Annotated in this window: 8 protein-coding genes and 1 pseudogene; 6 read left to right on the top strand and 3 right to left on the bottom strand. The window is 68.4% G+C overall.

Features of this window, described 5'->3' with window-relative positions; all coding sequences use genetic code 11:
• The first annotated feature begins 199 nt into the window (after nt 1–199).
• Nucleotides 200–997: an alpha/beta hydrolase gene (locus H0U68_RS19615; protein WP_296358588.1), complete on the top strand. Its 798-nt coding sequence runs from the start codon at nt 200–202 to the stop codon at nt 995–997.
• An 8-nt stretch (nt 998–1005) separates the two neighbouring features.
• Nucleotides 1006–2520: a sensor histidine kinase gene (locus H0U68_RS19610; RefSeq protein ID WP_296358587.1), complete on the top strand. Its 1515-nt coding sequence runs from the start codon at nt 1006–1008 to the stop codon at nt 2518–2520.
• Here H0U68_RS19610 and H0U68_RS19605 read toward each other — a convergent pair.
• A complete protein-coding gene (locus H0U68_RS19605) occupies nt 2517–3572 on the bottom strand; it encodes an adenosine deaminase (RefSeq protein ID WP_296358586.1) in 1056 nt (351 codons plus the stop codon). The genes H0U68_RS19610 and H0U68_RS19605 overlap by 4 nt on opposite strands.
• A gap of 90 nt (nt 3573–3662) precedes the next feature.
• Here H0U68_RS19605 and yghU point away from each other — a divergent pair, with 90 nt between their 5' ends.
• From yghU to H0U68_RS19590, 3 genes and pseudogenes are all read left to right on the top strand, one after another.
• Complete coding sequence (yghU, locus tag H0U68_RS19600; RefSeq protein WP_296358585.1) at nt 3663–4538, top strand: glutathione-dependent disulfide-bond oxidoreductase; 876 nt, start codon at nt 3663–3665, stop codon at nt 4536–4538.
• Nucleotides 4539–4545: 7 nt separating this feature from the next.
• Nucleotides 4546–5181 carry a glutathione S-transferase gene (locus H0U68_RS19595; RefSeq protein WP_296358584.1) on the top strand — a complete coding sequence of 212 codons (636 nt, stop codon included), beginning with the start codon at nt 4546–4548 and terminating at the stop codon, nt 5179–5181.
• 13 nt (nt 5182–5194) lie between these two features.
• Nucleotides 5195–6029, top strand: a pseudogene (locus tag H0U68_RS19590) (aldo/keto reductase).
• 77 nt (nt 6030–6106) lie between these two features.
• Here H0U68_RS19590 and H0U68_RS19585 read toward each other — a convergent pair.
• Nucleotides 6107–6541: a DUF1801 domain-containing protein gene (locus tag H0U68_RS19585; RefSeq protein WP_296358583.1), complete on the bottom strand. Its 435-nt coding sequence runs from the start codon at nt 6539–6541 to the stop codon at nt 6107–6109.
• A gap of 4 nt (nt 6542–6545) precedes the next feature.
• Complete coding sequence (locus H0U68_RS19580) at nt 6546–7172, bottom strand: DJ-1/PfpI family protein (RefSeq protein WP_296358582.1); 627 nt, start codon at nt 7170–7172, stop codon at nt 6546–6548.
• Nucleotides 7173–7232: 60 nt separating this feature from the next.
• Here H0U68_RS19580 and H0U68_RS19575 point away from each other — a divergent pair.
• Nucleotides 7233–7624 (top strand): GntR family transcriptional regulator (locus H0U68_RS19575; protein ID WP_296358581.1); only part of this gene is annotated, 392 nt, incomplete at its 3' end.

The raw sequence follows: 7624 nt of genomic DNA, 5'->3' as shown, positions 1-7624 counted from the left end.
CGCTCCTCGTCCGACAAGATCAAATCCGCCTTTGGCCTGCCCGTTCTCATTGCGTATCTCCGCTCGAAAGATACCGCAAGAGCAAGCACGATTAATGCCTGTTATTTACGGGACAGGACACTAGTTGGCCGTAAATCCCACCGACTCAGCCTGCGCCGTTGGACAATTTTCGTTTCCTCTTTCTGTCGGCGTCCAACCCATGTCAGTCCTGAAACGCAACAACGTCCACGTCCAGGGCTCCGGCCGACCCATGGTGTTCGTCCACGGCTTCGGCTGCGACCAGAACATGTGGCGCCTGCTGGCGCCGCATTTCGCCGAAAGCCATAAGGTGATCCTGCTGGATTTGGTGGGCCTGGGCAACTCCGACCTGTCCGCCTACGAGCCGAAGAAATATGCCACGCTGCACGGCTACGCCGACGACGTGCTGGAGGTGCTCGACGCCACCTGCCCGGGCGAGCAGGCGATCTTCGTCGGCCATTCGGTGAGCGCCATGATCGGGCTGCTGGCGGACGTCAAGGCGCCGAACCGGTTCGCCGGGCACGCGATGATCGGGCCGTCGCCCTCCTACATCAACGACGGCGACTACGTCGGGGGCTTCGAGCGCCAGGACATCGAAGGCCTGCTGGAGGCCTTGGAAAGCAACTACCTGGGCTGGTCCAGCAACATGGCGCCCGCCATCATGGGCGCGCCCGACCAGCCGGAGCTCGGCGAGGAGCTCACCAACAGCTTTTGCCGCACCGATCCCGAGATCGCCAAGCAGTTCGCGCGCGTCACCTTCCTGTCGGACCATCGCGCCGACCTGCCGCTGCTGAAGACGCCGGCGCTGATCCTGCAGTGCAGCGACGACATGCTGGCGCCCCTGGTGGTGGGCGAGTACCTGCACCGCACGCTGCCCAACAGCACGCTGCGCATCATCGAGAACGTTGGGCATTGCCCGCACCTGAGCGCGCCCGGCGCCAGCGTTGCCGCCATCCAGGAATTCCTGGACGCGCTGTAAAGAGGGTGATGGAGGCGAGCCGACCGCCCGCCCCGGAGGTGCTGTACGACACCTCGCCCTGCGGGCTGCTTCTCGCGGCGCAGAGCGGCCGCATTGCCAGGGCCAATGCGACGCTCTGCCGCTGGCTGGGCTATGAGAAGCATGAGCTGATGGAGGGGCGGCAGCTGCATGACCTGCTCACCATCGGCGGGCGGATTTTCTACCAGACCCACATCGCGCCGCTGCTTCGCATGCAAGGCTCGGTGGCCGAGGTGAAGCTGGAGCTGCGGCACAAGGACGGCAGCACGCTGCCCATGATCGTCAACATGGCCGAGCGCCGCGGCGACGGCGAGACCTGGCTGGACGCCGCCTTTTTCGTCGTGCAGGACCGCCACCGCTACGAGCACGAGCTGCTGCTGGAGCGCAAGCGCGCGCAGCAGCTGGCCGAGCAGCATGCCCAAGGCCAGCACGAATTGGTGCTGGCGCGCACGCGGCTCGGCCTGGCGCTCGAGTCTGCCGACCTGTTCATCTGGGACTACGACGTGCATGCGGGCGAGCGCCGCTACGACGAAGGCGTGGCGCGGCTACTCGGCCTGCCCGGGCCCGCGCCGGTGGGCGCGGCCGACTACGTGGAGGCCATCGCGCCGGACGACCGCGAGCGCGAGGCCCACGCGTTCGCCAAGGCCCTCGGCGACGGCAGCTTCTACCGCTGCAACTACCGCCTGCACGGCCGCGACGGCGACCTGCGCGACGTGGTCTCCTCCGGCATGGGCTTCTTCGACGAGAACGGGGCCGTCAGCCAGTTCGTCGGCATCCTGCAGGACGTCACTGCCGCCAACCGCCAGCGCACCGACGCCGAGGACCGCGCCCTGTTCGCCGAGCAGATGGTGGGCATCGTCAGCCACGACCTGCGCAACCCGCTGTCGGCGATCCAGATGGGCGCCTACCTGCTCGGCCGCGGCACACTGACCGACCAGCAGCGCACCGTCGTCGGCCGCATCGACAACTCGGCCAAGCGCGCGCAGCGCCTGATCGGCGACCTGCTGGATTTCACGCAGGCGCGGCTGGGCAGCGGCCTGTCGGTGCGCCGCATGCCGATCGACCTGCACGCGGTGGTGGCCGACGCGGTGGCGGAACTGGCGCTCACCGCCAAGGGGCGGCCGGTCGAGCACGTGCGCATCGGCAGCGGCCCGTGCGAGGCAGACCCCGACCGGCTGGTGCAGCTGCTGGGCAACCTGGTGGGCAACGCCTGCACCTACGGCGCGCCCGGCCGCACCATCACCGTGACCTCCACCGTCGGGCCGGAGTATTGCGCGCTGGCTGTGCACAACCACGGCACGCCGATTCCGCCAGCCTTGCAGTCCACGCTGTTCGAGCCGATGGTGCGCGGCAACAACATGAGCCAGGGCGGCCGCGGCGTCGGGCTGGGGCTCTATATCGTGCGCGAGATCGCGCGGGCGCACCGCGGCCGGGTGGAACTGGCCTCGGCCGCCGAAGAGGGCACCACCTTCAGCGTGTTCTTTCCGCCGGCAGGCGCGCGCTAGGAAAGCGCGAACGCTTCGTCCAGCCGGTCGATGCAGCGGCGGCGCTCGCTCTCACCGGCGAAGCTGCCCTCGAAACCGTTGCGGGCAAGGCGATAGGCATGCCCGGCGTCCATGCCGGTGGCCGCGAAGGTCTGCAGGAAGTTGTCGTTCATGTAGCCGCCGAAGTAGGCCGGGTCGTCCGAGTTCACTGTGGCAGCCAGCCCGGCATCGAGCAGGCGCACGAGGTTGTGCTCGGCCAGCGAGGGGAACACGCACAGCTTGAGGTTGGACAGAGGGCAGACGGTGAGCGGGATGCGCTCCGCGGCCAGGCGCCGCACCAGCGCCGGGTCTTGGAGCGCCTGCACGCCGTGGTCGATGCGCTCGACCTTCAGCACGTCCAGCGCCGACCAGATGTACGCGGGCGGGCCCTCCTCGCCGGCATGCGCCACCAGGTGCAGGCCCAGTTCACGGCAGCGTGCGAACACACGGGCGAACTTCTCCGGCGGATGGCCGAGTTCGCTGGAGTCCAGCCCGACACCGATGAACTTGTCGCGCAGGGGCAGCGCCTGCTCCAGCGTTTTGAACGCTTCTTCCTCGCTCAGGTGGCGCAGGAAACACAGGATCAGCTCGGCGTCCACGCCAAGCTGCGCGCGCGCGGCGCGGCAGGCACTGTGCAGTCCGTTGACGACCGTCTCCATCGCCACGCCGCGCGCCGTGTGCGTCTGCGGGTCGAAGAAGATCTCCGCGCGCAGCACGTTGTCGGCAGCGGCGCGCTGCAGATAGGCCCAAGCCATGTCGTGGAAATCCTGCTCCGCCAGCAGCACGCTGGCGCCGGCGTAGTAGATGTCCAGGAAGCTTTGCAGGTTGGTGAACGCGTAGGCGCGGCGCAGCGACTCGACGTCGGCGTACGGCAGCGCCACGCCGTTGCGCTGTGCCAGCGCGAAGATCAGCTCGGGCTCGAGCGAGCCCTCGATGTGGATGTGCAGCTCGGCCTTGGGCATGGCGCGCAGCAGCGCGGGCAGGCGATCGGCGGCAACGGGTGGAACGGAAAACGGCGGAACGGAAACGGACATGGCGCAACTCCTGCGCGCAGCATAGACCATGCGCAGCGCCGTCCGCGCCGCGTCCCTATACTGTTTTTGCACCGAAGAAAAAGGACAGGCATGAGCGACACCCAGGACTACACCCCGCCCGCCGTCTGGACCTGGAACCAGGCCAACGGCGGCAAGTTCGCCAACATCAACCGCCCGGTGGCCGGGCCCACGCACGACAAGGAACTGCCGGTGGGCCGCCATCCGCTGCAGCTGTACTCGCTGGGCACGCCCAACGGCGTGAAGGTCACGGTGATGCTGGAGGAACTGCTGGCGCTTGGCCACGCGGGCGCCGAGTACGACGCCTGGCTGATCGACATCAACAAGGGCGATCAGTTCTCAAGCGGCTTCGTCGGCATCAACCCCAATTCCAAGATCCCCGCGCTGCTGGACCGCAGCGGCCCGAATCCGGTGCGCGTGTTCGAGTCAGGCGCCATCCTGGTGTACCTGGCCGAGAAGTTCGGCGCGCTACTGCCCGCCGAAGGAGCGGCGCGGGCCGAGTGCCTGTCGTGGCTGTTCTGGCAGATGGGCAGCACGCCGTTCCTGGGCGGCGGCTTCGGGCATTTCTATACCTATGCGCCTTTCAAGATCGAATACGCCATCGACCGCTATGCGATGGAGGTCAAGCGCCAGATGGACGTGCTGGACCGCCGCCTGGCCGAGACGCGGTTCCTGGCCGGCGACGACTACACCGTCGCGGACATCGCCGTGTGGCCCTGGTACGGCGCGCTGGCCAAGGGGCAGACGTATGGGGCCGGCGAGTTCCTGCAGGTGCACACGTACACGCACGTGGTGCGCTGGGCCGACGAGATCGCGCAACGCCCCACTGCGCGCCGCGGCCGCATGGTCAACCGCACCTGGGGCGAGCCGTCCAGCCAGCTGCACGAACGGCACGCCGCGGGCGACTTCGACACGAAGACGCAGGACAGGCTAAACCCCACCGCATGACGACGGCATGACGATCACGCTGTACGACTGCGCCACGGCACCGAGTCCGCGCCGCGCACGCATCCTGCTGGCCGAGAAAGCCATCGCGCACGCCACGGTGCAGATCGACCTGCGCAGCAACGAGCAGCTCGGCGAGGCGTACCGCCGCATCAATCCGCAGTGCACCGTGCCGGCGCTGCGCACCGAGGAAGGCGCGGTGCTGACGGACAACGCTGGCATCGCCGCCTACCTGGAGGCGCTGCGCCCCGAGCCGCCGCTGCTGGGCCGCACGCCGCTGGAAAAGGCGGAGATCGCCAGCTGGAACTGGCGCATCGAATTCGACGGCCTGCTGGCGATTGCGGAGGCGCTGCGCAACAGCTCCCCGGCCATGGCCAACCGCGCGCTGCCTGGGCCGCGCGACCATCCGCAGATTCCCGAACTCGGCCAGCGCGGGCTGGCGCGCGTGCAGGATTTCTTCGCCACGCTGGACGCCCATCTGGCCGGGCGCGACTTCATCGCCACGGAGCGCTTCAGCATCGCCGACATCACCGCTGTGGTGGCGGTGGACTTCGCCCGCGTGGTGAAGGTCAAGCCGAGCGAGCAGCATCCGCAGCTGCAGCGCTGGCGCGCGGCGATGGCGCTGCGGCCGTCCATGGCGCTGTGAAAGGACGGCGCCGGTGAACACGGTTCTTCTTCCCTGTGGCGAGCGCGTGCCGGCACTGGGACAGGGCACCTGGAACATGGGCGACGACCCGGCCCAACGCGCCGACGAGATCGCGACGCTGCGCGCCGGCATCGCGCTGGGCCTGACGCTGGTGGACACGGCCGAGATGTACGGCGACGGGCGCGCGGAGCAGCTGGTCGGCGAAGCCATCGCAGGCCGGCGCGATGCGGTATTCCTGGTCAGCAAGGTCTACCCGCACAACGCATCGCGCCGCGCCATGCCGAAGGCGTGCGAGGCCAGCCTGCGGCGGCTGGGCGTCGACACCATCGACCTGTACCTGCTCCACTGGCCGGGGCGCGGTGCCGCTGGACGAGACGGTAGAGGCGTTCGAGGCGCTGCGGCGCGCGGGCAAGATCCGGCACTGGGGCGTGAGCAACTTCGACACCCAGGCGATGCAGACGCTGTGGCGCACGCCGGGCGGCGAGGCGGCGCAGACCAACCAGGTGCTCTACAACATCGGCGAGCGCGGGATCGAATGGGATCTGCAGTCGTGGCTGCGCACGCGCGGCGTGCCGGTGATGGCGTACTCGCCGTTCGACCAGGGGCGGTTGCTGAAAAACGCGGCGCTGCAGGCGTTCGCCAGGGAGCGCGGCATGGCGCCGGCGCAGGTGGCAATTGGCTGGCTGCTGGCGCAGGAGGGCGTAATCGCGATCCCGAAGGCGGGGCATGCGGACCGGCTGCGGGAGCATGCGGGGGCGCTGGCGAAGCCGTTGTCGAAAGAGGAGTTGGATGCGCTCGATGGCATCTTCACGCCACCTGAAGGGGCGCGGCCGCTCGCGATGTTGTAAGTGCGAACGCCGCTCCCGAATCTCTTCTCAATGTGTGGACCTGTGCTGCGCGTGAGAACCCTTGGTGTCCACGCCTGTCACCCCTGTTTCCAGCCGGGCAGCCGGCTCGCCTGTGTCACCCATTCGGCGAACTGCGCCTCATCGAACGAATCATCTTCGTGAATGTCGAGGTACCGAACCTCCGCCTGCTTGGATTCCCCAGGAGGCGGAGGTTGAAGTGACGCACCGCGAAAGAAAGTAATTTTCACGTACCTAGTGAAGCAATGAAAGCTCAGGAACCAGCCCTGCTCCTCGAGGCCGTAGAAGGGGGAATTCCATTTGACTGCCTTGCGCACACCGGGCACGGTGCGGGCAACGAGTGCGTCAACGCGGCGCACGACGTCGCGCTTCCATCCTGGAACTGCCGCGATGTAAGCCTGTACCGGGCCATCCCCCTCGGCCTTCGCGATCTGGGGATTGCCGCCTGCGAGCAGGCGCGGCTGCGCGGCCTTCGCTGATGTCTTGTCATTCATGCGTTCACTCCGATTCAGCCGCCGCGAACACCCCTTCCACATACGGCGCGATGTTCGCCAGCATCCGCGCCACGTGCTCCTCCTTCTCCCCCACCGGCGCCACGTAGTGCATGGCATTCTCGGCCGCGCCGATGCCTTCCAGCCGCGCGATCATCCACGCGGCGAGGTATTGGGACGCGAGGCAGCCGCCCGCGGTCGCCACGTTGCCCCGCGCGAAGAACGGCTGGTTGAGGATGGCGATGCCAGCCTCCTCCACCCACGGCTTCGTCGTCAGGTCGGTGCAGGCCGGCACGTCCCGCAACAACCCCAGCTTGGCCAGCACCAGCGTGCCGGAACATTGCGCGCCCAGCAGCTGGCGCGCCGGGTCCAGCCGCAGCTGCGCCATCAGCGCGGGGTCGGCCACGACGTCGCGCGTGCGCATGCCGCTGCCCACGATCACCGCATCGGCGTCGCAGGCGTCCTGCAGCGAGGCCTGCGCCTCCAGCACCACGCCGTTCATCGAGCGGACTTTCGGCGTGGGGCTGGCGATGGAGACGCGCCAGCCCGGCTTTTGCACCCGGGTGAGGATGCCGAGCGCGATCAGCGAGTCGAGTTCGTTGAAGCCGTCGAAGGTGAGGATGGCGATGTGCATGCCGCCATGGTATGGGCATCACCCCAGACAATCAAAAAATTGTCATGGATACACTCGCGCATGGCCCTCGCCCGCTACAAGCACCTGGTCGACCGGCTCGCCGGCGACATCCGCGCCGGCCGCCTGCCGCCCGGCACGCGGCTGCCCACCCACCGGCAGCTGGCCGCGCGGGAAGGCCTAGCGCTCGCCACGGCCACGCGCGTCTATGCCGAACTGGACGCGATGGGGCTGGTCAGCGGAGAAACCGGCCGCGGCACCTTCGTCAAGGAGAGCGCCCTGCCGCCCGGCCACGGCGTCGACCAGCAAGCCGTGCCGGCGGACATGGTGGACCTGAGCTTCAACTACCCCAGCCTGCCCGGCCAGGCCGACATGCTGCGCGCCGGCCTGCGCCAGCTGGCCTCCACCGGCGACCTGGAAGCCCTGCTGCGCTACCAGCCGCATGGCGGCCGCCC

This window comes from Ramlibacter sp., assembly GCF_013697775.1.
Taxonomy (GTDB): domain Bacteria; phylum Pseudomonadota; class Gammaproteobacteria; order Burkholderiales; family Burkholderiaceae_C; genus Ramlibacter.
The sequence above is the reverse complement of the archived record's forward strand: the minus strand, read 5'-3'. Positions and strand labels throughout refer to the sequence as shown.